Source organism: Massilia aerilata, assembly GCF_042656905.1.
Lineage (GTDB): Bacteria > Pseudomonadota > Gammaproteobacteria > Burkholderiales > Burkholderiaceae_D > Telluria > Telluria aerilata.
In genome coordinates this window covers 493,429-518,916 of sequence record NZ_JBHSMZ010000026.1, presented here as the reverse complement: position 1 = coordinate 518,916, position 25,488 = coordinate 493,429, and the positions used below count along the sequence as shown (strand labels likewise).

Below are 25,488 nucleotides of genomic sequence, written 5' to 3'. Positions count from 1 at the left end.
ATGACCGACAGTACGAACGATGTTAAAAAGATGACACAAAGCGTAGGTGGGGCGATGGAGGGTGAATTTGACCTGACACCAAGTCACACCGAGCAGCGCGAAACCATATTCATGATGCCGCCGAGCAGAGTGATTCCAATTATTTTCTTGCCGGGGGTTATGGGGAGTAACCTTCGCATGAGCAGGGCTCGCACTGCAAAGGTTGGTGACGAAAACGATATTGCATGGCGGCCGGATACGCTGGGAGCAACGACACTATTCACCAAAGTCACGACAGCCTCGCTTTTGACACCCGAAGAACGCCAATTAAAACTCGACCCAGATGAGACCGAGGTTGACTATTACCGATTTACCGAAAATGAGGGAAGATTCGACCCAAGCGGCGATCAAACCCAAACGTCGGATAATCGGCACAGTAATATTCCCGATTCTCTCCGGAACGTCGGTATGTTGACGACCGACCGCGCTGCATGGGGCGCCGATAGTACAAAGAAAAGCGCAGGCGCGGCTACTGCAGCACAAAAAGCACGCTGGCGTGGCTGGAGCGAAATCGGATTTAACGACTACCGTGACGCACTTGAAATCCTAGAAGGCCGGCTCTATCACATCACGGACCCCTATTATGCGCAGGTTTCACATAATCCTTTGCATGAAGTCTGGGTGTCCGGAAAAGATTATGGCAGATCGGTCACGGGTGTCAATCTGGCAAAGTGGGGCGCTCCTGCTGGCAAAGCATTGGAAGAGACCGAAGTTTTGCGCATAGCGAATTGCCTCTACCCTGTCCATGCGATGGGGTACAACTGGCTGCAGAGCAATGCAGTATCGGCTCGAAAAACGGCGGCGCGGATCAGGGCATTAATCAAGTCATATCAAGATCATGGACAAAAATGCGATAAAGTCATATTGGTTACGCATTCGATGGGAGGAATACTGGCGCGTGCAATTATTCATCCGGAAATGGGTGGGCTGAACGACGCCGTACTGGGAATTTATCACAGCGTTCAGCCCGTGCATGGCGCAGGTGCCGCTTACAAGCGCGTTCGCAGCGGCGTTACGGGTCATTTGCCAACTGCGCTCGTCATTGGCAATACGGGCCAGGACGTTACGGCCGTTTTTGCCAATGCACCGGGTCCTCTCGAGCTGCTGCCAACTTCTGCATATGGCCAAGGCTGGCTGAAGGTAGTCGATCAGAATGACAGAGTACTTGCACAATGGCCAACAAACGCCAAGGACGTCGGTAGCCAACCAGGAACGTCAAATGCACTGCAAACGGATGGCACGCCGCTCAAGGATATCTACCTTCAAAAGAGCGGCAACTGGTGGCGTTTGATTAACCCGGAGTGGACCAATCCGGCCGGCAAGAAGTACAAAAACAGCTCGGCTTGGGAAATGGTGAGACAACGGATTATTGACTCGCAAGATTTTCACGATAAGATCAAGCATACATTTCATGCAAATACTTATGCGAGCTATGGTACGGACGCCACTGACAAGAACCTGACCCATGGAAACGTCATATATAAAGTGGATTCGCTATCGAACGACTTCAACGATATTGCGTCCTCCATATCGCCAGGACGTGGCGCGCCATCGACCTGGAAAATCATCAGCGAAGATGGAAAAGGCGATTTAATTGTTATGTCGGCGGAAAAGCGAAAATTCAAGCTCAAGTTACTATCTCCAAGAGATCCTGGAGACGGAACAGTTCCAGCCGATTACTCAGCCGCAAAAGTTAAGGCCAAGATACACTTCAAACAAACTGGTTATGATCACCAAGGCAGCTATCACAACGACTTTGTGTTAGCGTCAATGCTGTATTCTGTGGTCAAAATTGCCAACACAGCGGAGGGTTGAAAAAAATAGCATAGTCTGCATTAAGCCGCTACGTGCCCGGCAAACTGCGCGCCTCCCATTATGTTTGCGAACATTTTTATTCTCATCAAACCAAATGGCTATAGTCAATAGACGAGATTCTGGAAAAGCGGGTACTCGTATCGCAGTGATCACATTTATCGCCTTCTTAATTCTGCTATTTTTGTTCAATTGCCAGAAGTATTCGTATAAGGAGCGGGGCGTGCCAAATAGAATTGAACCATCTCGCAAGCTGAGCGAACTTTTTTCTAAAACTAAAGATGTTTGTTTCGGCCGTTATGTATTGACCGTGCCAGCCGAAGCGCGTCTTGTTTTTGGCTATCAGGAATTTCCGGCTGAAATTACTACTCACAAGAATGCAGCAGGACAAGCAAAACATTTAGCTGACGCATTCATTGTCGAGTTAAAAAAGGAGCGAAATGACGCAGAGGTGACGTACCTGGGTCCCGGAGCAATCCCTTCAAGCGTCCAAATTCGCTTTTTTGCTAGTGCCTTCTTAAAGCAGGAAGGTGCCCAAGGGATTAGGAACTTCAATCAAATCGGCGATCATGTCTTTGAATATGGTTGGGGTTCAGGCGAAGAGGAGTCAGCGGACCAAATCATAAAGCGCATGGCTGAGATTGCCCGTAATCTTCGTGTCCGCGACAACGCAGAGGTCCCGAAAGAGCCCGGAGTATGCATTGACGAAGGATTTATTGCCGACAACACTAGCAACGATCAGGAGATCTTCGGCGCGGGAATCTCGCTGCCAAGCATCCCCGATGTGAGATTCTCGATCAGGTCGAACAAGAATGCGAGTACCGAGGGGCCGAATGGTGTCGGTCTTATTGAACGCCATAAGGGCGCAATGACAGCTCAAGGCATTGTTTTCCCCGTAGTCGCGGACTTGGCGAGGTTGCGAATGGGCAGGCACATGGTGAATTCCTGGGATGGTGAAGAGGTATTGCTTCGGCACAATGGGGAGGAAGGGGCAATTGCGCACGAGTTCTTATGGGCATTCGTGGGCAAAACCGGGGACGGGGCCAAGCCAGCCAGCGTTAACATCCATCTGGACACCGGGGTTGCTGCCGACACGAAATTTGCGACAAGGGGCTCACTCTCAGATGATGAGGCCGTGGCCTTATGGGACAAACTTCTTAGCGGCCTGCGCTTCCGGAATTGAGCCTGGGGCGTGGTCGAAATAATGAAACCGCTGCGAAGAGAGTACGAAGCATGTCAATGAAAATCATCGTCGTGGGCGATTCTACCGATCACGGCGGCAAGGTGATCAGCGGCTCGCCACAGCACGACGTAGACGGGAAGCCCATCGCGCGGCTTGGCGACCAGGTGGATTGCCCCCAGCACTACCCGGGCGGTAAACCACACGGAGTCAACAAGATCATTACCGGCCACTCCAGCGTGACTGTGGGAGGTATTGCGGTAGCCGTGGAAGGCTGTGTCACGGAATGTGGATGCAAGTTAATTGGCACGCACCGGGCCAGCGTGGGCTGAACGGGCCCGATAACTGTCCCGCCAACTCACCGCCAAGCTACGCAAGGACAACGTGTCGTTCCACGGCAAGAGCGTCATCGAACTGACCGAGCTCACGTTGGCCCATTACCGTCAGGGCGACTGGCATACGGCGATCGTTGGCGCCTATCCGTGGCTGACCTGCGCGAACTAGTACGGAGAGACCGACTACAACCATCTGTACCGCCGCTTAGAGAAGCTCGAGCCGCACCACTGGTACGAGCACCGGGCCGACGGGCACACGCTCTGGCTCAGCGACCGAAACACGCTCGCGCAGCCCACCGATCCAACGGGATCGCTCATCCCCAGGCCGGACGGTACCCACGACTTCGAGTGGGCTTTCGTCGGTACCCCGAGAGACGTCGCTAACCCATCCGATTTTCACGCCGCCATGTTCATCAAGGTTACAGACAATATGGTCGGCGCAGCGAAGAAGACATCGGTAAGCGACGACGAAGCTGTTGCATTTTGGGACGAGCTCTCTCGGGGCTGAAGTTCAGGGTCAAAGTGCCTGGCGCACCTGAAGGCTGGTACTTCCCCCCCAGATAAAGCCGGCACTGCAGCCGCAAGCTAGTGACGTTCGAATCGCTCTCTCTGCTGATCAACAAACAGGACCAACAAAGAAGCATCAAGGACGCGGCGTAATTCGCCTCAACGATAAACCCGGTCACGGCGGCCAAGTCATCAGTGCATCCTCGGGCACAACCGTAATGGGCGTGGTCGCAGCACTCCAAGATGACATGACGTAGTGCCCGAGGTGCAAGGGTAACATTGGGATCAAGCCTGATGGCGCGGGGGCGCACCATGAAGGCAAGCCGTATGCCTACGACGGAGACGTAACCGAATGCGGCGCAAATTGATCACGCCAGTATGAGCTGACCGCTAAAAGTACCGCCACCTCAGCCAGCCACAACGCGCAAGGGGGCTGCCAACGGTGGTATGTCAACCTGGGCCTGCTCAAGTATCCACGCCTCGATCTTCACGTGCCAGACCCTCAGCAGATCAAGCGGCCGACGAATGTAGTTTTGCTCGCGCACACCTTGCGGCGCGTGCCCTTGTATCTGCGCGGCGATACCTTTCGGCGTTTCGATCCACTCGCTCAGTGTGGCGAACGAGCGCCGCAACCCGTGCAGAGTAAGTTTCGGCAATCCAGCCGCTGCGACTGCCTCATTATGCGCAATTCGCGGCTCCGCGATGCGACCGGACTTGGACGTCGGGCTCGAAAACACGTAGTCGTTACGACGCGGCAGCTTGGTTAGTAGCTGCGCCACAAACGGGGTAAGTGGGACCATCCGAAAATCCTCGACCTTGTCGGAAAGCTTGATGCTGCCCCACTGGAAATTCACGTCGGTCCACTTCAATGCCGCTAGTTCCTCGCGCCTGGCACCGGTGAGCAGCAGGACTTGGAGGTAAGCGGCTATGACAGGGTTTCCGATCTTGCGCACGGCGTCGAACCACGACTGCAACATCTCGCGCTGAAGGACGTCGTGGCGTCGTTTCTCTTTCCCCAGACTCTCGCGGGTTCGCGCGCTCTTCGTTGGATTAGTGTTCACCAGGCTCGAGTACGTTTTATGCGAAGCACACCAATTCATGAACGCCTTGAGCAGCCGCCAAGCCAAGCGTGCGCTCGATGGGCGGATCTTTGCCTCTTCCTTCGCCCAGGCCTCGATACGCTCCGTCGTCAGATCGATGAGTCGCAGCTTCGACAAGGACCAGAGCGGCCCTGCCTTGGTCGGTTTCGGACTGCGCTTCCGGGGTTGCCCACCTTCCTGGATAATCTTGCGATGCGCGGCAATGTGATGGCCGGACCAACCCTTCTCTCGCGTCGCTATACGGTCATCGATGTACTCGGACCAGACGTCACCCAAAGTCACGGACTCGCGCAGCCGTCTGTCGTGTTCGGCCGCGATTGCGGCCTCCTGAGCATCGCGGGCCGCCTTCTCTGCCGCTAACGCATCCGCCTTCACTTTCCGCGGATCCTGTCCGTTATCAATCAGGACCTTCAGACGGCGGGCTTCTGCCTGGGCCTTGGCGATGTCCCAGGTACGTGGGTCACCAATCGTGAGTCGAATGGTAGAGCCGTTCAACTTTCCCTGAAAAATATAGGACTTTGCCCCGTTCGCGGTCACTCGCAGGCCAAGGCCCGGTGAAGCCGTGTCCCAAAGAAAGGATTGGCTCTTCCCACTCTCGCAGGCGAACTCCTCTACCCTCCCAGCCGTGAACTTTATTTTTTTCACTACTACCCATGAATAAGCCCTGTGTAACCACCATGTAACCCAAATGGTAGCATACTCATCAACACATTTCCATGTGGAATCGGTCGTGGAATAATCATAAGCCAATGATTTAAAAGGAGTTTGGCTCATAAAATCAACACCACTCAACACTCACGAATACCGATTTGTGGTGATTTGTAATCATCAGGTGGCGGGTTCGAGTCCTGCAGCCGGCACCAAACACATGCATCCAGCCCAGCCTTTACCGGTTGGGCTTTTTGCTTTCTGGGCCACCTATAAAGCAGCCAGCGCCGGCATCCCCTCCTTGCCCAGCCAGGTTGTATTGAACCGCTGCTGCACCAGCCGCAGCGACACCGCATCCCCCTTCTGCCGATACACCTCCATCAGCCCCCGCAGCGCCCAGCCATTGCTGGGCGTGTGCGCCAGGGCCGCACGGAACACATCCTCGGCATCCTCCAGCTTCCCGGCTTTCAACAAGGCGACGCCCAGCGACTGCCGCGCCGGGTAGTACCAGTAAGGCGGCTCCATGTAGGGCAGCCTGTCCTGTGCCGCAACCGCCTCGCGGTAGGCCGCCAGCGCCACCGGGTGATCTCCTTGCGCATCGGCCAGGCGGCCGGTGGCGACATATCTCGCGGTCCTGACGATGTCCCGGGCCGGCACGTTCCAGGCGGCGAAGGGTTTGAAGTCCGTGTTGCGCTCGATCGCCGCCAGTGCATCGATCTCGCGCCGGCTGTCCTTGACCATGCCCTTGCGCGCGTACCCGACCGCGCGCGCGTAACGCCACATGGCCTGCACCAGTACCAGGTCCGGTCCCGGGTCCGGCAGCGCGATCAGGGTGTCCGGCTCGCTGAACTGGACCTGCGAAAAATACGGCGCCGCCTTCACCGGCTGGATGCTCGGGTATTTCGCCACCAGTTCACGAGGCAATGCCTGGTCCAGCTTGCGAGCGGCTTCAAGCGCGGTCTTGCCGTCGCCGCCCATCAGCGCAGACACCATCACGAAGTGGATGTTGTGCGGGTAGTAGGCGCCTTTATAAACCGGGTCGCTGCCCGAGCGGCCGAAGTAGCGCTCGTCGGTAGCGACCGCGGCGATGTTCGCCGCCAGCGATTCCCTGTACATGCCGAGCCGGTAATAGATGTGGGACGGCATGTGCACGATGTGGCCGGCGCCGGGAATCTGACGGGCCAGCAGGCGCGCATACGGCAAGGCCCGTTCCGGCGTCGACGAGGCTTCCACCGCGTGGATGTAGTAGTGCTCGGCGCCGGGATGGTTCGGATTGCGCTTGAGGACAGTCTCCAGCGCCGCGATCATCTCGGGCGTGCGGCCCTTCGGCTGGGTGCCGCCGGCCTCCCAGTAATCTCAGGGCGCCAGGTCCATCAGCGATTCGGCGTACAGCACCTGGATGGTATCGTCGGCCGGATAGGCGCGCGCGGCTTCCGCCATGGCGTCGGCATAGGCCTTGTCGAGGTGGGCGCGGTCTTCCACCGCCGTGTCGGCGTAGCGCTGGGCGACGGCGCGGATCAGCGCCTGCTCCCGCGGTCTGGCGCGGCTCGAGAGCTGCAGGGCCTTCTGCGCCGCGGCGTGGGCCGGGGCGGCCGCATCCGGGAACATCGGTGCGTTGATGTTGGGGCCGAGCGCCAGCGCTTCGCCCCAGTGGCACATCGCGCAGTCGGGGTCGATGCGGGCGGCGGCGCGGAAGGCGCGCTGGGCCTCGGCGTGGTTGAAGGCGAAAGTCAGGCGCAGGCCCTGGTCGAAATAGGCCTGGGCTTGCGGGCTGCTGGTGGTGACCGGCATGTGCAGCTTGCCGAGGTCCTTGTACAGCGGCGGCGGCGCGTTGTCGCCGGCGGCCGGCAAAGCTTGGCCCGGCCGGAAGGGCCGCGTTTCGGTCGGGTAGCTTTGCTGAAGCGGCGCTTGCCGGGCCTGCAGCAGGCTGGCCAGCAGCACGGGGCGTCCGGGCCGGGCCGGCGTGCAGCTGGCGCCTCCAGCGAACAGCGGGTCGAAGGCGGGGCGCTGCTGGCCCGGTCCGGCCTGCGACGGTATAAAACCCAGCAGCGAAACGAGGCCGGCGCTCGCCAGGGCCGGCAGGATGCGATGATGTCTCATGATGCCCTCCTCTCACCAAGCTAGGCGATGGTGGAGGGCTTGGCAAGATCAGCGTGGATGCACGCTGATGGCGTCGGCGCCCTCGTGTTTGCCGAACGCGAAGCGCACCGGCAGAAACAGCTCGATGACCTCGGCATTGGTGCGCGCATGCATCGACACCTCGTCCACCGTGAAGCCGCCGCCGCCCGCCAGCGCCAGCGGCAGCATCAGCTGGTCGCCCAGGTATTCAGCCACCGCCGCCTGCGTGCACAGGTACTGGCGGGCGCGCTGGACGGCATGGCGCGCCACCGTCTCCGCCGACACCGATTTCTCGCCGAAGGCCGTGAACACCTCGGCCGCGTGCTCGTATTCCAGGGTCAGCATCAGCGCGTTGCCTGGTCCCTGGTCGGCCGGCAGGGTGCGGTTCAGCAGCTGGTCCTCGCCCCAGTTCATGGATTTGCCGACGCACTCCAGCTCGCGCTGCGCGACCCGTCCCGGGATGCCGGCGATGAAGCATTCGGCATACGCCGCCTTGCGCTCGCCGCGCGCCATCCAGCTGCGCGGACGCAGCGCTGCGCAGGGGCTGACCCTGGCCAGCACTTCGCCGCCGCCCGCCGGATAAAAACCGAAACGATCCAGGTGCAGCTCGATGTGTGCGCCCATCTCGGCCAGGCGCGGCAGGAAGGCGCGCTGCAGGAACTGGACCGGCGGCGCCATCGGATTGTGGGTGCCGCCCGACAGCCGCAGGGTCGACGGGCGGTCGGCCGTCAGCAGCGCCGGCAGCACGGTCTGCAGCACCAGCGTGCAGCTGCCGGCGGTGCCGATCGCGAAGTGGTAGTCGCCGCCCTGCACCTTGCCCGGATTGAATTCCAGCTCCTGGCTGCCAAGTACGGCGCCCGCGGCCTCGGCGCCGCAGATGCGCGCGGCCGCCTGCACCGCCACCAGGTGCTGGCGCATCAGGCCGGGCTTGGCGCGCCGGGCGCGGATCTGCCGGATCCGGAAAGGCCGCCCGGTGATCATCGCCAGCGTCAGCGCCGTGCGCAGGATCTGGCCGCCGCCTTCGCCGGACGATCCATCCAGTTCGATCATCTTCTTCTCCTATCCCTTCACGCACACGACCTGCTTCAGCGTATGCACCACTTCGACCAGGTCGCTCTGCGCCTGCATCACCGCGTCGATGTCCTTGTACGCCATCGGGATCTCGTCGATCACGCCCTCGTCCTTGCGGCACTCGACGCCTTCGGTCGCCCTGACATGGTCGTCGATCGAATAGCGGCGCTTGGCTTCGGTGCGGCTCATGGTGCGGCCGGCGCCGTGGCTGCAGCTGTTGAAGCTCTCCGGATTGCCCTTGCCGCGCACGATAAAGCTCTTCGCGCCCATCGAACCCGGGATGATGCCGAGCTCCCCTTCGCGCGCCGACACCGCGCCCTTGCGCGTCACCAGCACTTCCTTGCCGAAGTGCTGCTCCTTCTGCACGTAGTTGTGGTGGCAGTTCACCGCTTCCACGTGGGTCTCGAAGGGTTTCGTGATCACCGTGCGCACCGCCGCGATCAGGTTCCGCATCATCACCTCGCGGTTCATGCGGGCGAACTTCTGGGCCCAGCCGACCGCTTCGATGTAGTCGTCATAGTGCTGCGTCCCTTCCGGCAGATAGGCCAGGTCCTGGTCCGGCAGGTTGATGAAGTGGGTCCGCATGTCCTGCTTGGCCTGCTCGATGAAGTGGGTGCCGATCGCATTGCCGACGCCGCGCGAGCCCGAGTGCAGCATGAACCAGACGAAGCCCTGCTCGTCGAGGCAGATCTCGATGAAGTGGTTACCCGTCCCCAGCGTTCCCAGGTGCTTGTAGTTATTGGTGTTGCGCAGCCGCGGCGTCTTCTGGCAGATGACGTCGAATTCGTCCTTCAGCGCCATCCAGGCCGTGTCGACGGCTTGCGGCGGCGAATCCCACGAACCCTTGTCGCGTCCCTTGAAGCCGCGCGTCTTGGGCGACATCCCGTGCGGCACCGAGCGCTCGATCGCGCTGCGCAGCGGCCCCAGGTTGTCCGGCAGGTCCGACGCAGCCAGGGTGGTCTTGGCCGCCATCATGCCGCAGCCGATGTCGACCCCGACCGCGGCCGGGATGATCGCGCCCAGCGTCGGGATCACGCTGCCGATGGTCGATCCCTTACCGAGGTGGACGTCGGGCATCGCCGCCATGTGCTTGTAGATGAAGGGCATGCGCGCCGTGTTGGCCAGCTGGCGCTTGGCTTCCTCCTCGACCGGCACGCCGCGGGTCCACATCTTGACCGGACGGCCGCCTTCCACGTTCAGGACATCGTAGTGTTCGTTTTTCATGTTCGTTCTCTTTTCGTTCTACTGCATGATAAATAAGTGGCGACAAAATTGGTGAAACGGTGCTCTACCAGCTGAGCTACGCCGGCCTTGCGGCTGGCGGCGGGATTCGAACCCGCGACACCCTCGGTTGTAACGATGTAGTTCCACCGGCATTCGCCAAAACGGTTTACTGCTTGTTAAGTCCCGACAAGGGTCGACAAGACGTTCTGCCAGACGCGCTGCGCCTGCCAGGCCGGAATCGAACCGGTATCACCAGATGTAGTCCTGTCTGCATTCGGGAAAACCTTTTGTCCTTCGCTACAAGGCAACCGCTTCGATCTCGCCCACCCAGTGATCCGATTGCAGCTGGCCCGCGGCAAAGGCGGCGGCGATGTCGAACACCGCGTCCGAAAAGCCGCCGACGTTCAGCACATCCGCCGCCTCCTGCGCCTGCACCGTGCCGTAGGGCGTGATGTCGATGCACACCAGCCTTGCCTGCGGGTTGCGCTGCTTGAAGCGGCGCCATTCGTGCATGGTCGCGGTGGCGCCGCTGCGCGTCGCGTCGATCCACGACTGGTTGTCCGACACGAACACCACCAGGTCGGCGCGCGCCTTCATCCGGTTCAGCCGCGCCAGCGGTGCGCTGCAGTTGGTGCCGCCGCCGCAGACGGACGCCAGCCGTTCCGCGTTGGCCATCACCGGATCGCCTGCGTCGAGCCCGACCTCGACCACGTCCTGCGCGAAGGGCAGCACGCGGGTCTGCGGGTTCGTGCGCAGCATCGCCGCCGCCACCAGGGCCGCCACGTCGATGCAGCGCATCTTTGTGGTGGCCGAACCGCGGTAGCCCGACACGGGGCTGGACATCGAGCCCGACACGTCCGGACAGACCACGACCCGGCCCTCGATGCGCGGCACCTTCGCCAGCGAGATCTCCAGCGCGTCCCGCAGCGCTTCGTGCAGCATGCCCGGCAGGTCCGCGTTCGCCGAGCGGCAGGCCGCCATCAGCTGGTAGGGAAAGACCCGCGCCCTGGCGATTTCAAGCGGGTCGCGCAAACGCGCTGCCACGGCCCCGATCATGCCTGGCAGTTCGAACACGCCATGGCGCTGGAAGGTGTTCAGGTTCATGCGCAGCATCTGCCAGCCGCCGCGCAGCGCCAGCTGAGCCCAGGCAGCGGCCGGCAGCTCGAGCGCGGTCAGCATCTGGAACGGCACCGCGGGCAGCTCGGCGCCGCGTTCCTTCTTCCAGACCTCGAAGGCGCGCACGCTCGCCGGCAGCGCCTGCACCGCGCAGGGTTTGCCGATCAGCCAGGCAAAGAAGGCTTCGCGCCAGGCTTCCGCCGGCTTCGGATGCACCATCTTGACCACATCGGCCAGCGAGGGCGTCGTGCCGACCGCGGCCGCCAGCAGCGCCTGTTCGCTGGCGCCGTTCAGCCATTGCTGCACCAGCTTCTTCGGACGCGTTCCCAGCGACTTGCGGCCGGTGGCGCCGGAGCGCAGGATCTGCACGAAATTGCGCAGCATCCGGCCGTTGTCGATGACCCGGCCGAACACCAGGACCAGTTCCGGCGCGCCGCGCGCCGCCAGCAGGGCCGCCAGCAAGGCCGGCATGTCTTTCATGTAGCCGCGTTCACGGCAGTAGATCGCGGTCTGGGCGATGAAGCGGCTGTCGATTTCCCTGGCCAGCCCGAGGATGGTCTCGAGCTGGTTTTCGGCGCCGGCGTACCAGGTGTCGTTCAGGCATCCGGTGGCCGCGTACTGCGCCAGACGGTGCTTTGGCGCCAGACGGTAGGCCGGCGCTGCCTCGAAGTCGAGCGCATCGGCTGCCGGGAGCAGCTTGCTCTTGAGGGTCTGGAACAGGCTTGCGTTTGCCATTTTATTTTTCCTTCTTGTCGTTTGCCTCTCTTCTTTTGCAAGCGCCGTGCCAGGCGAAGCGGCTTGTGTATCTGGTATTGGCAAGTACTTGATTTACAAGGCAACCCCGGCTTTTTCACGCGTGACTCAGGCAATCCCCTCATCGACATAAATGTGATAAATTTATCCTCTGAGATAAATTTTTATACGATGAAAAACAAGAAAATCGTGGTGATCGGTTTCGTCGGCGCCCAGCTCGACAGCGGCAGGGGCAGCGTGCGCTGGGAAAAATGGCGGCCGACGGTGGCGCTTACCCAGCATGAAGACGTGGTCGTCGACCGCATCGAGTTGCTGTTCAACGGGAATATGCATGCGCTGGTCGAACAGGTCAGCCAGGATATCGGCGCGGTGTCGCCCGAGACCGTGGTGGTGCCGCGCCATGTCGAGATCGGCGACCCCTGGGACTTCGAGCAGGTGTATGGCGCCCTGTTCGATTTTGCGAAGACCTATCCCTTCGATCCGGACAGGGAGGAGTACTGGGTCCACATCACGACCGGCACCCACGTCGTGCAGATCTGCCTGTTCCTGATGACGGAGGCGAACTACTTCCCTGGCCGCCTGCTCCAGACCTCGCCGCCGCGGCGCCACGAGCCGGGCGTGCCGGGCAGTTATGCGCTGATCGACCTCGACCTGTCGAAATACGACCAGATCGCGCAGCGCTTCTCGCGCGAGCAGCAGGAAGGAGTGGCTTTCCTGAAGTCCGGCATCGCCACGCGCAATGGCCGCTTCAACGGGATGATCGAGGAAATCGAGCGCGTCGCCATCAAGTCGAAGGCGCCGATGCTGCTGATGGGTCCCACCGGCGCCGGCAAATCCTTCCTGGCGCGCCGCCTCTACGCGCTGAAAAAGGCGCGGCGCCAGGTCGAGGGCGCCTTCGTCGAGATCAACTGCGCGACCCTGCACGGCGACGGCGCCGGCTCGACCCTGTTCGGCCACATCAAGGGCGCTTTCACGGGCGCCGCTTCCGACCGCGCCGGCTTGCTGCGCACGGCGAACAAGGGCCTGCTGTTCCTCGACGAGATCGGCGAACTGGGCCTCGACGAGCAAGCGATGCTGCTGAAAGCGATCGAGGAGAAGCGCTTCCTGCCGGTCGGCGGCGACCATGAAGTGCACAGCGACTTCCAGCTGATCGCCGGCACCAACCGCGACCTGGCGCGCGAAGTAGCGCGCGGGCGCTTCCGCGACGACCTGTTCGCGCGCATCAACCTGTGGACCTACGAGCTGCCCGGCCTGGCCGAGCGCCCCGAGGACATCGAACCGAACATCGACTACCTGCTGCGCGAGTTCGGCGCCGAGCATGGCCAGATGGTCCGCTTCAACAAGGAGGCGCGCGACCGCTACATGCGCTTCGCGATGTCGGATGCGGCGCGCTGGACCGGCAACTTCCGCGACTTGTCGGCCTCGGTCATGCGCATGGCCACGCTGGCCGAGTCGGGCCGCATCACCAACGAGATCGTCGAGGCGGAATACGGCCGTCTGAAGCGGCTCTGGCAGCCCTTCCGCGAGCCGGCCGGCGGCGCTGCCGACATGGATCTGGGCCAGTTGCTCGGCGCCGGCGCCGCTGCGGAGCTGGACCAGTTCGACGCGCTGCAGCTGGCGGCGGTGGTGGGCGTATGCCGGCAATCGAAGACGCTATCGGACGCGGGCCGCAGGCTGTTCGCGGTCTCGCGCAATGCCAAGCGCCAGCCGAACGACGCCGACCGCCTGAAGAAATACCTGGCGCGCTTCGGCCTGTCCTGGGATGCCTTGCAAAGTTAGGGGATTTTGCGCTTCATACCGCCGATGCTGCAGTCTGTCGCAATCCGGGCAGCCGGCGGAATGTGCAGGCATATAGTGAATCCATCAGAACACCTTTTGGAGACAAGTCATGAACAAACTGCTCGGCACCGCATTCCTGGCCACCACCTTCGCCATGGGCACCCATGCCGCCTGGGCGGACGACATCGTGCGTGAAAACCGCGCTGTCGATGCCAGGGTCTCGAAGATCCACCTGGGCGGCGTAATCCGCCTGAACGTGCGCCAGGGTGCGACGCCGTCGCTGGTGGTGTCGGGCGACCGCCGCTACGTGGCGAAGATCACCACCACCCAGCGCGGCGACACGCTGACCATCGACACCGAGAACAATAACAACCTGCACTTCGGGCGCAATAATCCGGGCGAGCTGCGCGCCGACCTGGTGGTGCCGAACCTGCAGGAATTCGTGTCCGAGGGCGTGGGTTCGAGCGAGGTATCGGGCTTCAGCGGCGACAAGCTGACCGTCTCGCTGGATGGCGCGGGCGCCGTCAAGGTCAGCGGCCAGTACCGCGACATCGATGCCCACCTGGGCGGCGTCGGCGGCCTGACGCTGAATACCACCGGCCAGGCCGACCGCATCGAGGTGGAACTGGGCGGCGCCGGCCAGATCAGCGTGAGCGGCCATACCAAGGTGCTGCGCGCCCACCTGGGCGGCGTCGGCAGCCTCGATGCGCAGCAGCTGCGCGCCGACTCGGTCGACCTCGACATGTCCGGCCTGGGCGGCGCCAGCGTGTTCGCGAAGACCGCGGCCAACGTCAGCCTGAACGGCATGGGCTCGGCCACGGTCTACGGCAAGCCGTCGACGCGCAATGCGACCACGAATGGGTTTGGGAAGGTGAGCTGGCAGTAATCAGCCAGGAATCCCGGCCGGCGGAACCGGCCGGTATTGCAGATGCGGCGCTTAGCGGATCACCGTGTCGTTCTTCACGGATTTCACGCCCTTCACGCCGCGCGCCAGTTCGACAGCCTTCTGGGCGCTTTCGCGCGAGTCGACGAAGCCGCTCAGCTGGACCGTACCCTTGAACGTTTCCACCTGAACCTGGGTTGCCTTGACTGTCGGATCGGCGGCGAAGGCTGCCTTCACCTTGCCGGTAATCATCGAATCATCGATGTATTCGCCGGTGCCTTCGCGGGTGGCAGTCGGGGCGCAGGCGACCACCGATACCAGCATGGCGCCAGCGATGACAGATTGGGCAATAGCGATCTGGAAACGACGAGTAAAAGCCATGGCAGTTCTCCCGAATTGGTTGAGATTTTTATTATTCCCAATTTCGGCCTGGGCCGGCGCTCGATACTGTTGTGAAAACGATACCGCCCCTGTTCAAGGCGCACCCGCTACGCTTGCCTGCCCTGCCGGCACGGCGCTCGCGCGGCTGGCAATCAATCCGGCCGACAGGTCGCGGCCGATCACCAGCCGCAGGCTGGCGCGTCCGGTCTTGCTGACTTCGACCGGCTTGCCGGCGCCGAAACGCTCTGCCAGCCGCTCGGCCACGCCGCGGAAGGCCGGCTGGTACTCGACGCGGGTCTGGCGCACCGCGAAACCCTTTTCGTTGGTCAGCCGCACCACCTTCAGGTCGGCATCGCGTAACTGGCGCGACATCAGCCGCGCCAGGCCCTGACGCCCGTTGCCGTTGCTGATCTCGAGCGCGGCGACGATGACCGGATCCCGGTTTTCTTTCGGCAGCTGCGGCGCGGGCGGCCTGGTTGCCGGCGCCGGCGGCGTGCCACGCGAAGGGACCACGCGGCGCAGTTCGAGCATGCCGTTCGGCCGGGTGGTCACTTCGACGAAGGCCCAGTCCTGGTCCGGCCGCTGCGACGCCTTGACCGCCTGTTCGATGGCCGGCAGCCTGGCGCCGCCATCGGCGGCGGCGTAATCGCTGCGGAAATCGTGTTCACGCAGGGCGCTCGCCTGGCGCAGCATCTGCCCCGCGCGCTCGTCCTGGCCGAGCTGCTGCAGGGTCTCGCCGAGGCGCTGCCAGGTGCGATGGTTGAGCGGGTCGAGCAGGCAGGCTTTCTCCAGCGCGACCAGGGCTTCATCGTATTGGCCATTGAGGAAATAGGCATGGCCGAGGTTCCCGAACAGGAAGGCGGTGCCGGCGCCCGAGGCCATCGTGGCACCGCGCGTGAGCTCGCGCCAGATCGGGATCGCTTTGGCGAAATCGCGTTGCTCGGCGTAGGCGGTCGCCAGGCCGTTGCGCGCGTTGACGTGGCTGGCATCTACTTGCAGCGCCTGCTGGTAGGCAGCGATCGCATCCTCGTAGCGGCGCGCCAGGTGCAGGTTGCGGCCGCGCAGGTAGTGGTCGTCGGCGGCTGCGACGGCGGCCTGCGGCGCTTCATGCCGCAGATAGGGACTACCGCAGGCCACCAGCAGCGCGCCACTGCACAACAGAGGCAAGGTGTGGATCAGGATTCGGGTACGCATGACACTCTCCGCGATTGATCATTAATTGCTGAGGAGACTGCTGAAGACGCGCGTGAGCTGGATCATGGCGGGTCCAAGCAGGACCATCAGCAAGGTCGGGAAGATGCAAAAGATGAGGGGGAACAGCAGCTTCAGGCCGATCTTGGCGGCCGCTTCCTCGGCGATCAGGCGGCGCTTGTTGCGCAGGTTTTCCGAGTACACGCGCAAGGCGTCGCCGATGCTGGTGCCGAAGCGCTCCGACTGGATCAGCATCGCGACCAGCGAATCGACGTCGTCCAGGCCGATCCGCAGGGCGAAATTGCGCAGCGCCTTTTCCTTGGTGAAGCCAGCCCGCATCTCCATCAGCACCAGTTGCAGTTCCTGCGCCAGGGTCACGCTCTTGATGTGGATTTCGGCCGCCACTTTCACCAGCGCGCGCTCGAGGCTCAGGCCCGCTTCGACGCAGACGGTCAGCAGGTCGAGCGCGTCGGGGATGGTCTCGAAGATCTCGCGCTTGCGGCGCTTGATGACGTGGGCCAGGACCGCGTTCGGCAGGTAATAGCCGCAGGATGCCGCCAGCAGCAGGAAAAACATCACCCGGGTGCCGCCCGGGGAGCCCGGCACGAAGGCGATCACGATGCCGGCCAGCGCGGGAAGGACCAGCGCCAGCACGGTCTTCGCGGCGAAGTACAAGGCCGGCGCAGCCGGGTTGCGCCAGCCGGCATTCATGAAGCGCGCGCGCAGTGCCGACTTCTCCCACCCCTCTTCCGGCACCGACAGCTTGGTCAACGGGCGCACGGCGCGCACCACTTGTTCGACCCAGCCGCGGCGGCGGTCCGCAGCTTCGGTGTCCGATTGGGCAGTGGAATCCGCCAGGCGCGCGCGCAGTGTACCGGGAGAGAACAGCACCATGCCCAGCCAGATCAGGCCGCAAGCGATCGCGAACACGATCAGCAGGAACAGCAGTTGTGCGCTCGTCATCGATGTCTCCTCAGATGCGGATACGGATTATCTTGCGCAGCCATATCACGCCGAAGACGATCATCGCCAGCGCGTACCAGAGCAGCCTGATGCCACTTGGATCCGTCCAGAGCGGCCTGATGTAATCGGGATTGATCAGCACCAGCATGCCGGCCACGCAGAATGGCAGCAGGCCGAGTACCCAGGCCGACATCCTGCCTTCGGCGGACAGCACCCGCACCTGGGCCGCCAGCTTCAGGCGGCCACGGATGATCTGGCTGATATTGCCGAGGATTTCAGCCAGGTTGCCGCCGGTCTCGCGCTGGATCAGGATGGCGATGATCAGGTAGCGCAGGTCGGTCAGCGGAATCCGCGCGGCCAGGTTGTGCAGCGCTTCGCTCATCGGTACGCCATAGTTGATTTCTTCGCGCGCGATGCGGAACTCGCCGCTGAGAGGTTCGGGCAGCTCGTTGCCGACGATCTGCAACACGTTGGTGAACGAATGGCCGGCGCGCAGGGCGCGGGCGATGAAATCGGCCGCTTCCGGCAGTTGCTCTTCGATGCGCGCCAGGCGCCGCACGCGGGCGCGCCGCACCAGCACCAGCGGCACGACCGCGAACAGCAGCGCCACGCCGGCCTGCAGCGCCAGCGGCGATGGCCATCGCGTGACCAGGAAGGCGCCCGCCAGCAACGCGGCGCCCGACCATGTCAGGAAAGACCCGACTGACCATTTCACGCCGGACTGCACCAGCAGCTGGTCGATGCGGTGCGCGAACGCGGCGCGGTGCAGAAGCCGGTCAGCCAGGTCGTTGCGGCTGAAGCGACGCTGCTTCAGGATCGAGATGCGCTCGCCCGTGCGGCCGGCGACGCCGGACATGAGCTGCAGACGGCGCGCCACGCGCTGCGCCGCTGCGCCATGCGCGCCGACCCACCAGAGGTAGAAGCCTTCGATGCCGAGAATGATGGCAGCGAACAGGAACACCACGAAAGCATAGAAGAGAATGTCCATGCGAGACCCCGCGCGCTCAGGTGAATATCCGGTCGGGGTCGAAGGTGTCTTCGGGGACCGGCGCGCCGAACATCCTGAGCCGCTCGGCGAAGCGCGGACGCACGCCGGTGGCGCAGAAATGGCCCAGCACCTTGCCGTCGGCGTCAACGCCAGTCTGCTCGAAACGGAAGATCTCCTGCATCGAGATGATGTCGCCTTCCATGCCGGTGATTTCCTGCATGCTCACCACCTTGCGGGTGCCGTCGGTCAGGCGCGACGCCTGCAGGACCACGGTGATGGCCGAGCAGATCTGCTGGCGGATCGCGCGCGGCGTCAGGCTCACGCCCGCCATGCCGACCATGTTCTCCAGTCGCGCCAGGGCGTCGCGCGGCGTGTTCGCGTGGATCGTCGCGAGCGATCCTTCGTGGCCGGTGTTCATCGCCTGCAGCATGTCCATCGCTTCCGCGCCGCGCACCTCGCCGAGAATGATGCGGTCGGGCCGCATCCGCAACGCGTTGCGCACCAGGGCGCGCTGCGTGACCTCGCCCTTGCCTTCGATATTGGGCGGGCGGGTCTCGAGGCGGACCACGTGCGGCTGGCGCAATTGCAGCTCGGCGGCGTCTTCGATGGTGACGATGCGCTCGTTGCCGGGGATGAAGCCGGAGATCAGGTTCAGCAGGGTGGTCTTGCCGCTGCCGGTGCCGCCCGAGATCAGGATATTCACCTTGGCCAGGCCGAGGCTTTCCAATACCTTGATCATCGGCGGCGTAACGCTCTTGTAGTCGAGCAGATTCTGCACCGTCAGCGGCGTCGCGCCGAAGCGGCGGATCGACACCAGCGGGCCATCGACCGCGAGCGGCGGGATGATGGCGTTGACGCGCGAACCGTCCGGCAGGCGCGCGTCGACCATCGGGCTCGATTCATCGACGCGGCGGCCCACGCGCGAGACGATCTTCTCGATGATCTTCATCAGGTGGGCATTGTCGTGGAAGGTCACCTCGGTGAGTTCCAGCCGTCCGCGTCGCTCGACATAGACCTTGTTGCAGGTGTTGACCAGGATGTCGGATATGCTCGGGTCGTTCAGCAGCGGCTCGAGTGGACCGAAGCCGAGCATTTCGTGCTGGATGTCGAGCACCAGATGGTGCCGCTCCTGCTGGTTCAGCACGATCCGCTCTTCCTCGATGATGCGCTGGACCAGCAGCGCCAGCTCGTGCTTGAACTGCTCGCTGGTCAGGCGCTTCAGGCGCTCCAGATCGATCCGGTCGAGGATCATCTGGTGCATGGTCTTCTTCAATTCCTGGTAAGCCTGTTGCGCCACTTCCGGCAGGTGGGTGTGGTGCTGGCGCTCCTCGTCAGCTCCGGACAAACGCTCGCGCAGGGACATGGGATCGGCTCCTTCAAAGTTCAGTCATCGCCTTCGCCGCGCCCGAACAGGCGGTCGAGCAGGCCCTTGGTTTCGGTCACGCGACGCGCAGTCACCACTTCGACCAGGTCGGAGAGGCTGCGCGCGGCGGCGCTGCCGCGCGACAGCTGCAGCACCGGGATGCCCTGGTTGACCGAATCGGTGACGGCGACGTAGTCGTTGGGGACGGTATGCAGCACCTCGGCGCCGAGCGCCGCATGCAGGTCCTGCAGGCGCAGGCGTCCGCCCTTCTCGTAACGGTTCACGATCAGACGGATGTGGTCGGTGACGTAGCCGAGCGAGCGGAAGATGTCCAGCAGGCGCCGGGCGTCGCGGATATCCGGTAGCGCCAGCTGCAGCACCGGGTAGATCGCATCGGTACTGTCGAGCGCGCGCAGCGACACGGCGTCGATCTGGCGGCCGACATCGAGCAGGATGTAGTCGTAATGCTGGCGCGCCACGCGCAGGATGGTGTCGATGTGCTCGGGCTTCGCCTCGGTGGTCTGGCCCGGGTCGTCGGCCGCGGCCAATACGCCGAAGCCGGGCGTTACATGCACGAGGCAGGATTCGAGGAAGGGGCCGTCGATGCGTGCGATCTGCCGGCATACGTCCGACAGCGTCATCGCCGGCTTCTGGTCGGACACGTACAGGGTAGCGTCGCCGAACTGGCGGTGCAGGTCGATCAGCAGCACCTTCTTGTCGGCCAGCGTGGCCAGCGCATAGCCGAAATTGGTCGAGATGAAGGTCGCGCCGCTGCCGCCCTTGCAGGCGATGAAGGCGAGGACTTTACCGTCGCGCATCGAGGCCACGCCGGCGCTGGCGGCGATGCGGTCGATCGCTTCGTGCAGCGCGCGGTGCACCAGCGGCAGTTGCAGCACCTCGCGCACGCCCGCACGCATGGCGCGGATCAGCAGTTCGGGGTGATGGTTATCGGTCAGCAGCATGAAATGCGCTACCGCGTAATGGCGGGTCAGGCGCTCGAACAGATCGCCATCGGCGACATCGGCTTCGCTGGTGTCGACGATGACGAGGCTGGGCGCCTCGGCGAGCGGGCGGTCGAGCGCGTCGCGCAGGCTGGCGCGGCTGGCCGCGACATTCAGCGGCGGCACGCGCGCTGCGCCTTGGGAGGCGATCTCCGCGTAAAGCTGGGTGTCGCGGCTGATCAGCAGGGCTTTCATTGGATTCCTCGGGACGGCAATCGATCGGGTCCATGTCGGATGGGGGGCGGTGCGCGCTGGAGCCAGTCAGGCAGGCCCTGCATCATTTGGCGCCGCTCCCGTTGATCAGGAACTGCACGGGCTTGGGATCGGGTTCCTTGAACGAACGCTGGTAGCGCTCGCGGGCCGCGAGAGCGGTCTTGCCGTCCACGCCGGAGGCGGGGTTGGCATTCGCCGTTGCCGCCGGGTCGATGACCTGGGCCGCCAGGTTGGCGCGCACCGCATCGCCAAAATGGTCGTCAAAGCGCGGGGCCGTGCTACAGCCCTGCAGCAGCATGGCGGCGAGCGCCGCGGCGCCGGCCGCGAGACGGTTGCATGTGATGAGCATCGCTTCCTCCTATTTCAGTTCGAAGCCGCCCGCGCTCTGCGACGGACGCTGAACCGGGGCCGGCGCCGAAGCAGCGGCGGTGCTGACTTCCGGCGCCGGGCCATCCAGGCGGCCGCCGAGCATGACCGCACCAACCGAGGGCACGCCCACTTTATCGGTCGGCAGTTCGTAGCCTGGACCCTGCAGCGGCTTGACCAGGTGGGCCGTGATCACGAACACCAGTTCGGTGCGGTCGTGCTGATAATCGGTGCTGCGGAACAGCGCGCCCAGCACGGGTACTTCGCCTAATACCGGCAAGCCCTTCAGATTGGTGACCAGGTTGTTCTTGACCAGGCCACCAATCACGAAACTCTGGCCGTCGTACAGCTGCACGGTGGTGCTGGCGCGGCGCGTGGTCACGACCGGCAGGATCGCCGCGCCATTGAGGCCGGTGGCCGAGATGCCGATGCCTTCGCGCGACAGCTCCGAGACTTCGGGCGCGACCCGCAGGTTGATGCGCCCTCCTCCAAGCACGGTGGGGGTGAAGCGCAGGCCAACGCCGAATTCCTTTTCTTCCAGCGTAACGCGGTTGTTATCCTGGGCCACCGGCACGTAGAACTTGCCGCCGGCGAGGAAGGTGCCTTCCTGGCCGCTGATCGCCATCACGTTCGGCTCGGCCAGCACACGCACCAGGCTGTCCTGCTTTTCCGCATCGACGGTCAGGCCTTTCACACTGGCACCGCTGACCTTGGTGCCCTGCAGCGTACCGTGCGCATTGCCGGTGATGAAGTTCGACAGCAGCTGCGCCCCCCAGCTGCCCGAGCCGAAGCGCCAGGCGGCGCCGGCTTCCAGGCGTTCCAGCAGGGACTTCGACACTTCTGCCACCTTCACTTCCAGCTGCACCTGCTGGGGCGCGCGGACCGTCAGGAGGTTGATCACCCGCACGCCCTGCGTGGCCTGCTGGCTTGCCTGGTTCTGTGCATTCGCTCCGCCCACCGTGCCGGGCGCGGCATCATCCTTGTCCGGCATCGCCAGCGGCCGCAGCGGCCGGCGCACATAAGTGGTCGCCAGTTCGACCGCGCGCTCGACGGCGCCGGCGTCGCTGACGGCGCCGCTCAGGATCAGGGTGTCGGCGGCGGCCAGCACCTTGATGTCGCGCTCTTCCGGCAGCGCGGCGGCCAGCGTGGCCTGCACCGCCGACGGGTCCATCGCCACCGTGATGTCGAGCATGCTGCAGACGCCGCTCTTGCCCTGCACGATCATGTTGGTGGTGCCGACATCGACCCCGGCGATATACAGCGTATCCGGCGCCACCAGGATGGCCTGCACGACCCCCGGATTGCCGACGCTGCGGTGCTGTACCGCCTCCGGCAGGCGCATCAACTGCGATTTGCCGACGTTCAAGGTCAACTGGGCCGGCCGCGCCGCTTCGCCCTGGCAGCGCGGCCCCGGATCGGCGCGCACGGCGGGCGGGTTGTCGTTCGCCTGCGCGGCGGTCCTGGCCGCGGTCTTGGCGGCGGCGAGCGCGGGCCCTGCCGCGGCCAGGACCAGGCCGGCGAAGAGAACACGGACGATCGGCGTATGCATCGGACTTCCGTTCATGGCATCACCCCGGAGTAGGTTCAGAAGCATTCCTGCGCCGTGCGCAGGCCATTCAGCACGGTGACGCAATCGCGCTCCGCCTTGGCCGCAGTCTTGACCACCACCGGCACCTGGCGCACGACGACCACTGGTTTGGGAGCAGGCTTGGCCGGCGGCGGCGGCGCTGCGGCCGGTAACAGCGTCAGCTTGGTGGCGCCTTCGGTCGTCGCCGACTCCGGATCGACCTGGTTGCGCAGGGCCAGCGACAGCGTGCCTACGCTGCGCGCCAAATCGAGCTTTTCGGCCTGCTCCGGCGTGACTTCGAGCGTGACCGCGTTGACGACTTTCGGCTTGGTCTCGTCGCGGTTGACTTCCTGGGCCACGGCCAGCACCAGGATCCGCTCGAGCACGATCTTCGAGATGCTCTGCTCGCGGACGCTGGAGCCGGACGGCACGTCCTTCTGCATGCTGACGATGATGTCCACATAATTCCCCGGCAGCGCGAAGCCCGCTACGCCGATCACGTCGTTGACGCGCACGGTGATGGCGCGCTTGCCCTCGGTAATCAGGGCCGACAGTCCGCCCAGCGTTCCCGCCGGCGCCAGCTTGGCTTCGCTGACCGGTTCGCCCATCACCAGGTTGTTCTTGAGGACGCGGCCATTGAGCTTCTGCGGATCGGTGAAGGCGCCCTTCGGTACGCTGTGCGCCGGCCAGTCGGCCAGCTTGAACATCTCCGGCGTCAGGCGCTGGCCGAGGCTGATGTCGACGGCGGCGACGGCGATCTTTCCGGACGAGGAGCCCGGCTGGCTCAGCAGCCAGCGCGAGGCGAACACCACGGCCGCGAGGCCGAACAGGATTGCGATGGCCATCATCGCAACGGCACGCTTGTTCTTCATTTATGCCTCCGCTTCGCAAGCAATGAACATGCTGCGCCAGGCCTGTTCGACCGAGGCCGTGGACAGGCGCGCGTCCTGTCCGGCCAGGCCGGCAAAGTCGGCGATGCGGTCGAGAAGCTCGCCCGGATAGCAGGCCAGCAGCGCACGCCTGGACTGCACGTGCAGGCGCTCGATCAGGTGCTCGGCCGCGGCGTCGTCGTACTCGATGCGGCGCAGCCGGCACTGACGTCGCAGCAGGGCGCGGTAGGCACTGGCCGGCCAGGCCCCGATCTCGGCCTTGTAGCCGATCCGGCGCAAGGCGGCGTCGTCGAGGATCGCGCCGGGCGCCAGGTTGGTGGCGAACACCACGGCGGCGTCGAAAGGCACGGCCTCGGCCTGGCCACCCTGCAGCGTCAGCTGGTCGATGCCGGTGTCGAGCGGGCCGATGAAGCGGTTCAGGAGTTCGGCGGCGTCGATGCGCTGGCGGCCGACGTCGTCGATCACCAGCATGCCGTTGTTCGCCTGCAGGTGGGGCGGCGCATGGTAGAGGCCTTCCTCGGCGTCGTAGCGCAGGTCGAGCATCTCGCGTCCGAGCTCGGCGCCGACGTGCACCAGCGGACGCTGGCAGACGGTCCAACGCGCATCGCAGCTGCGCCGTTCTTCCTGCTGGCGCGCGAGCGGCGGCGGCGACGCATGCAGCACCGAATCGTACAGGCGGATCACCTGGCGGCCGACGATCAGCGCATACGGCACCGCGATCGAACCCGGCAGCAGCCGCCCGAGTTTGCCGGCCAGCTGGGTCTTGCCGCTGCCGGACGGACCATGCAGCAGCAGCGAGCGGCGCGCATACAGGGCAGCGCCGAGGATGTCGCGGGTGCCCGGCGCCAGGCCATCCTCGCCCAGCGCCGCGGCCAGCTGGGCCGGCGTCACGCGCTCGGCCTGGTCATGGCGCAGCGCCTGGCGCTCGACCACGGCGCGGTAGGAAGCGAGCGTGACCGGGGCCGGGCCGACATAGCGGCAACGCACCAGGGCATCGGCGGCGGCGCGCTGGCCGATGGCGGTCAGCTGGTACTGCATGTCGATGTCGGACTCGCCGCACCATGCCACCTCCACCTGCTGCTCGGCGATCAAGGGATTCAGCACTTCGCGCAGCACGTTGATCGACAGCCGCAGCTTGCCTGCGAGGACCGCCAGCGGGGCCTTGCCGATGACCTGGATCGACTTCAGCACCAGGTCGGTGACGAAACGCGGCTCCAGGCCCGTGTCGCGCACCGTCTTTGCCTGGCGCGGCAGGATGGGCGCGATCTCAGGGGCGTCCGGCAAAGAAGGCGCCGGTTGCGCGGCGCGCGGCGCCGTCGCGGTACTTCCGGTCGAAATTGTGTCAAACATCGGAATCCCCTAAGCATGCATGTTTTCCGAGACCTATCGGAATCGATTCTAGCCACCACCCTCAGGCCGACTCTTGCGTTTCGCTAAAAGCCGGACTCAACTGTAGTCGCGCACCAGGACCGTCATCGTGCCGATGGCGATCGCTACCCCATACGGCATCGATCCCACGCTCGTCTGTCCCGGCGCGGCGATGCCCACGCCCGGTATCAGCGCCCCGCCAAGCATGCGACCGACGTTGCTCAACAACATACTCAGACGCCCTCGGCATGCCACCATCAGCAAAGCCATCAACCCACCGACGCACCAGCTCAGCATGGCCACGTGGAATGCTTCGGCCGGCCCGATAAACGCTCCTACCGTTGCTATCATCTTGACGTCGCCGGCGGCCATTCCGTGCAGCAGATAAAACGGCAGGAACACAACGAATCCCACGCCCATGCCGCCGAGCGCGGACAGAACGGAAGACGCCGGATCGGCGGAATACGCGTGCAGAAAAAAGGCACAAACCAGCCCGGCCAGCAGCAGCCGATTCGGAATACGGCGCGTGGCCAGGTCGTTGACTGCGGCAATACTCACCAGCAAAATCAGAGCGACGTCGAGATACTGTTTGACTGGCATGGCGTCCTCCAAAACGAAAAAACCCTCCGGGC

General features: G+C 63.8%; 23 protein-coding genes and 1 tRNA gene. 6 read left to right on the top strand and 18 right to left on the bottom strand.

Annotated elements, in window-relative coordinates; genetic code table 11:
- The 4 genes from ACFPO9_RS27625 to ACFPO9_RS27610 all read left to right on the top strand — a co-directional run bounded on the left by ACFPO9_RS27625 (position 1) and on the right by ACFPO9_RS27610 (position 3,874).
- Positions 1-1,854 carry an esterase/lipase family protein gene (locus ACFPO9_RS27625; protein ID WP_379777626.1) on the top strand — a complete coding sequence of 618 codons (1,854 nt, stop codon included), beginning with the start codon at positions 1-3 and terminating at the stop codon, positions 1,852-1,854.
- A gap of 94 nt (positions 1,855-1,948) precedes the next feature.
- Positions 1,949-3,034 (top strand): T6SS immunity protein Tli4 family protein, encoded by a 1,086-nt coding sequence (locus ACFPO9_RS27620; protein ID WP_379777624.1) that lies wholly within the window; start codon positions 1,949-1,951, stop codon positions 3,032-3,034.
- 50 nt (positions 3,035-3,084) lie between these two features.
- Positions 3,085-3,363 (top strand): PAAR domain-containing protein, encoded by a 279-nt coding sequence (locus tag ACFPO9_RS27615; RefSeq protein ID WP_379777622.1) that lies wholly within the window; start codon positions 3,085-3,087, stop codon positions 3,361-3,363.
- Between the two features lie 196 nt (positions 3,364-3,559).
- Positions 3,560-3,874, top strand: a complete 315-nt coding sequence (locus ACFPO9_RS27610) for a T6SS immunity protein Tli4 family protein (protein WP_379777673.1) — start codon at positions 3,560-3,562, stop codon at positions 3,872-3,874.
- A 406-nt stretch (positions 3,875-4,280) separates the two neighbouring features.
- Here the strand turns inward: ACFPO9_RS27610 and ACFPO9_RS27605 are convergent, their stop codons facing one another.
- The 7 genes from ACFPO9_RS27605 to ACFPO9_RS27575 form a co-directional block, all read right to left on the bottom strand.
- The gene (locus ACFPO9_RS27605) at positions 4,281-5,618 is read right to left on the bottom strand and encodes a tyrosine-type recombinase/integrase (protein ID WP_379777620.1); all 1,338 of its coding nucleotides are present in this window, start codon (positions 5,616-5,618) and stop codon (positions 4,281-4,283) included.
- 273 nt (positions 5,619-5,891) lie between these two features.
- A complete protein-coding gene (locus ACFPO9_RS27600; protein ID WP_379777618.1) occupies positions 5,892-6,929 on the bottom strand; it encodes a tetratricopeptide repeat protein in 1,038 nt (345 codons plus the stop codon).
- Positions 6,930-6,977: 48 nt separating this feature from the next.
- Positions 6,978-7,721 carry a hypothetical protein gene (locus tag ACFPO9_RS27595; protein WP_379777616.1) on the bottom strand — a complete coding sequence of 248 codons (744 nt, stop codon included), beginning with the start codon at positions 7,719-7,721 and terminating at the stop codon, positions 6,978-6,980.
- A 48-nt stretch (positions 7,722-7,769) separates the two neighbouring features.
- Complete coding sequence (gene rtcA, locus ACFPO9_RS27590; protein ID WP_379777614.1) at positions 7,770-8,789, bottom strand: RNA 3'-terminal phosphate cyclase; 1,020 nt, start codon at positions 8,787-8,789, stop codon at positions 7,770-7,772.
- 9 nt (positions 8,790-8,798) lie between these two features.
- The gene (locus ACFPO9_RS27585) at positions 8,799-10,034 is read right to left on the bottom strand and encodes an RtcB family protein (protein ID WP_379777612.1); all 1,236 of its coding nucleotides are present in this window, start codon (positions 10,032-10,034) and stop codon (positions 8,799-8,801) included.
- A gap of 94 nt (positions 10,035-10,128) precedes the next feature.
- Positions 10,129-10,192, bottom strand: a tRNA-Cys gene (locus ACFPO9_RS27580).
- Between the two features lie 139 nt (positions 10,193-10,331).
- The gene (locus ACFPO9_RS27575; RefSeq protein WP_379777610.1) at positions 10,332-11,885 is read right to left on the bottom strand and encodes a vWA domain-containing protein; all 1,554 of its coding nucleotides are present in this window, start codon (positions 11,883-11,885) and stop codon (positions 10,332-10,334) included.
- Positions 11,886-12,074: 189 nt separating this feature from the next.
- On the opposite strand from ACFPO9_RS27575, the gene rtcR reads away from it, so the two are divergent.
- On the top strand, positions 12,075-13,682 hold the full coding sequence (gene rtcR / locus ACFPO9_RS27570; RefSeq protein ID WP_379777608.1) for an RNA repair transcriptional activator RtcR: 1,608 nt from the start codon (positions 12,075-12,077) through the stop codon (positions 13,680-13,682).
- Positions 13,683-13,791: 109 nt separating this feature from the next.
- Positions 13,792-14,568, top strand: a complete 777-nt coding sequence (locus ACFPO9_RS27565; protein ID WP_379777606.1) for a GIN domain-containing protein — start codon at positions 13,792-13,794, stop codon at positions 14,566-14,568.
- Positions 14,569-14,619: 51 nt separating this feature from the next.
- Here ACFPO9_RS27565 and ACFPO9_RS27560 read toward each other — a convergent pair whose 3' ends face one another.
- The 11 genes from ACFPO9_RS27560 to ACFPO9_RS27510 all read right to left on the bottom strand — a co-directional run bounded on the left by ACFPO9_RS27560 (position 14,620) and on the right by ACFPO9_RS27510 (position 25,456).
- A complete protein-coding gene (locus ACFPO9_RS27560) occupies positions 14,620-14,946 on the bottom strand; it encodes a BON domain-containing protein (RefSeq protein WP_230025138.1) in 327 nt (108 codons plus the stop codon).
- Positions 14,947-15,039: 93 nt separating this feature from the next.
- Complete coding sequence (locus tag ACFPO9_RS27555) at positions 15,040-16,140, bottom strand: LytR C-terminal domain-containing protein (protein ID WP_379777604.1); 1,101 nt, start codon at positions 16,138-16,140, stop codon at positions 15,040-15,042.
- 21 nt (positions 16,141-16,161) lie between these two features.
- The gene (locus ACFPO9_RS27550; RefSeq protein ID WP_379777602.1) at positions 16,162-17,100 is read right to left on the bottom strand and encodes a type II secretion system F family protein; all 939 of its coding nucleotides are present in this window, start codon (positions 17,098-17,100) and stop codon (positions 16,162-16,164) included.
- 10 nt (positions 17,101-17,110) lie between these two features.
- Positions 17,111-18,088 carry a type II secretion system F family protein gene (locus ACFPO9_RS27545; protein ID WP_379777601.1) on the bottom strand — a complete coding sequence of 326 codons (978 nt, stop codon included), beginning with the start codon at positions 18,086-18,088 and terminating at the stop codon, positions 17,111-17,113.
- A gap of 16 nt (positions 18,089-18,104) precedes the next feature.
- Entirely contained in the window at positions 18,105-19,451 is a 1,347-nt protein-coding gene (locus tag ACFPO9_RS27540) for a CpaF family protein (RefSeq protein ID WP_379777599.1), read from the bottom strand.
- 20 nt (positions 19,452-19,471) lie between these two features.
- On the bottom strand, positions 19,472-20,647 hold the full coding sequence (locus tag ACFPO9_RS27535; protein WP_379777597.1) for an AAA family ATPase: 1,176 nt from the start codon (positions 20,645-20,647) through the stop codon (positions 19,472-19,474).
- Positions 20,648-20,729: 82 nt separating this feature from the next.
- Positions 20,730-21,014 (bottom strand): hypothetical protein, encoded by a 285-nt coding sequence (locus tag ACFPO9_RS27530; RefSeq protein ID WP_379777595.1) that lies wholly within the window; start codon positions 21,012-21,014, stop codon positions 20,730-20,732.
- A 9-nt stretch (positions 21,015-21,023) separates the two neighbouring features.
- On the bottom strand, positions 21,024-22,580 hold the full coding sequence (locus tag ACFPO9_RS27525; RefSeq protein WP_379777593.1) for a type II and III secretion system protein family protein: 1,557 nt from the start codon (positions 22,578-22,580) through the stop codon (positions 21,024-21,026).
- A gap of 35 nt (positions 22,581-22,615) precedes the next feature.
- A complete protein-coding gene (gene cpaB, locus ACFPO9_RS27520) occupies positions 22,616-23,470 on the bottom strand; it encodes a Flp pilus assembly protein CpaB (protein WP_379777591.1) in 855 nt (284 codons plus the stop codon).
- Complete coding sequence (locus ACFPO9_RS27515) at positions 23,471-24,838, bottom strand: ATP-binding protein (RefSeq protein WP_379777589.1); 1,368 nt, start codon at positions 24,836-24,838, stop codon at positions 23,471-23,473.
- A gap of 96 nt (positions 24,839-24,934) precedes the next feature.
- Positions 24,935-25,456: an A24 family peptidase gene (locus ACFPO9_RS27510; protein ID WP_379777587.1), complete on the bottom strand. Its 522-nt coding sequence runs from the start codon at positions 25,454-25,456 to the stop codon at positions 24,935-24,937.
- Positions 25,457-25,488 lie beyond the last annotated feature (32 nt).

Excerpts from the sequence above, each read along its gene's own strand:
- ACFPO9_RS27625 (WP_379777626.1), top strand. The coding sequence starts at position 1 with ATGACCGACAGTACGAACGATGTTAAAAAGATGACACAAAGCGTAGGT.
- ACFPO9_RS27620 (WP_379777624.1), top strand. The coding sequence starts at position 1,949 with ATGGCTATAGTCAATAGACGAGATTCTGGAAAAGCGGGTACTCGTATC.
- ACFPO9_RS27615 (WP_379777622.1), top strand. The coding sequence starts at position 3,085 with ATGTCAATGAAAATCATCGTCGTGGGCGATTCTACCGATCACGGCGGC.
- ACFPO9_RS27600 (WP_379777618.1), bottom strand. The coding sequence starts at position 6,929 with ATGATCGCGGCGCTGGAGACTGTCCTCAAGCGCAATCCGAACCATCCC.
- ACFPO9_RS27595 (WP_379777616.1), bottom strand. The coding sequence starts at position 7,721 with ATGAGACATCATCGCATCCTGCCGGCCCTGGCGAGCGCCGGCCTCGTT.
- rtcA (WP_379777614.1), bottom strand. The coding sequence starts at position 8,789 with ATGATCGAACTGGATGGATCGTCCGGCGAAGGCGGCGGCCAGATCCTG.
- ACFPO9_RS27585 (WP_379777612.1), bottom strand. The coding sequence starts at position 10,034 with ATGAAAAACGAACACTACGATGTCCTGAACGTGGAAGGCGGCCGTCCG.
- ACFPO9_RS27575 (WP_379777610.1), bottom strand. The coding sequence starts at position 11,885 with ATGGCAAACGCAAGCCTGTTCCAGACCCTCAAGAGCAAGCTGCTCCCG.
- rtcR (WP_379777608.1), top strand. The coding sequence starts at position 12,075 with ATGAAAAACAAGAAAATCGTGGTGATCGGTTTCGTCGGCGCCCAGCTC.
- ACFPO9_RS27565 (WP_379777606.1), top strand. The coding sequence starts at position 13,792 with ATGAACAAACTGCTCGGCACCGCATTCCTGGCCACCACCTTCGCCATG.
- ACFPO9_RS27560 (WP_230025138.1), bottom strand. The coding sequence starts at position 14,946 with ATGGCTTTTACTCGTCGTTTCCAGATCGCTATTGCCCAATCTGTCATC.
- ACFPO9_RS27555 (WP_379777604.1), bottom strand. The coding sequence starts at position 16,140 with ATGCGTACCCGAATCCTGATCCACACCTTGCCTCTGTTGTGCAGTGGC.
- ACFPO9_RS27550 (WP_379777602.1), bottom strand. The coding sequence starts at position 17,100 with ATGACGAGCGCACAACTGCTGTTCCTGCTGATCGTGTTCGCGATCGCT.
- ACFPO9_RS27545 (WP_379777601.1), bottom strand. The coding sequence starts at position 18,088 with ATGGACATTCTCTTCTATGCTTTCGTGGTGTTCCTGTTCGCTGCCATC.
- ACFPO9_RS27540 (WP_379777599.1), bottom strand. The coding sequence starts at position 19,451 with ATGTCCCTGCGCGAGCGTTTGTCCGGAGCTGACGAGGAGCGCCAGCAC.
- ACFPO9_RS27535 (WP_379777597.1), bottom strand. The coding sequence starts at position 20,647 with ATGAAAGCCCTGCTGATCAGCCGCGACACCCAGCTTTACGCGGAGATC.
- ACFPO9_RS27530 (WP_379777595.1), bottom strand. The coding sequence starts at position 21,014 with ATGCTCATCACATGCAACCGTCTCGCGGCCGGCGCCGCGGCGCTCGCC.
- ACFPO9_RS27525 (WP_379777593.1), bottom strand. The coding sequence starts at position 22,580 with ATGCATACGCCGATCGTCCGTGTTCTCTTCGCCGGCCTGGTCCTGGCC.
- cpaB (WP_379777591.1), bottom strand. The coding sequence starts at position 23,470 with ATGAAGAACAAGCGTGCCGTTGCGATGATGGCCATCGCAATCCTGTTC.
- ACFPO9_RS27515 (WP_379777589.1), bottom strand. The coding sequence starts at position 24,838 with ATGTTTGACACAATTTCGACCGGAAGTACCGCGACGGCGCCGCGCGCC.
- ACFPO9_RS27510 (WP_379777587.1), bottom strand. The coding sequence starts at position 25,456 with ATGCCAGTCAAACAGTATCTCGACGTCGCTCTGATTTTGCTGGTGAGT.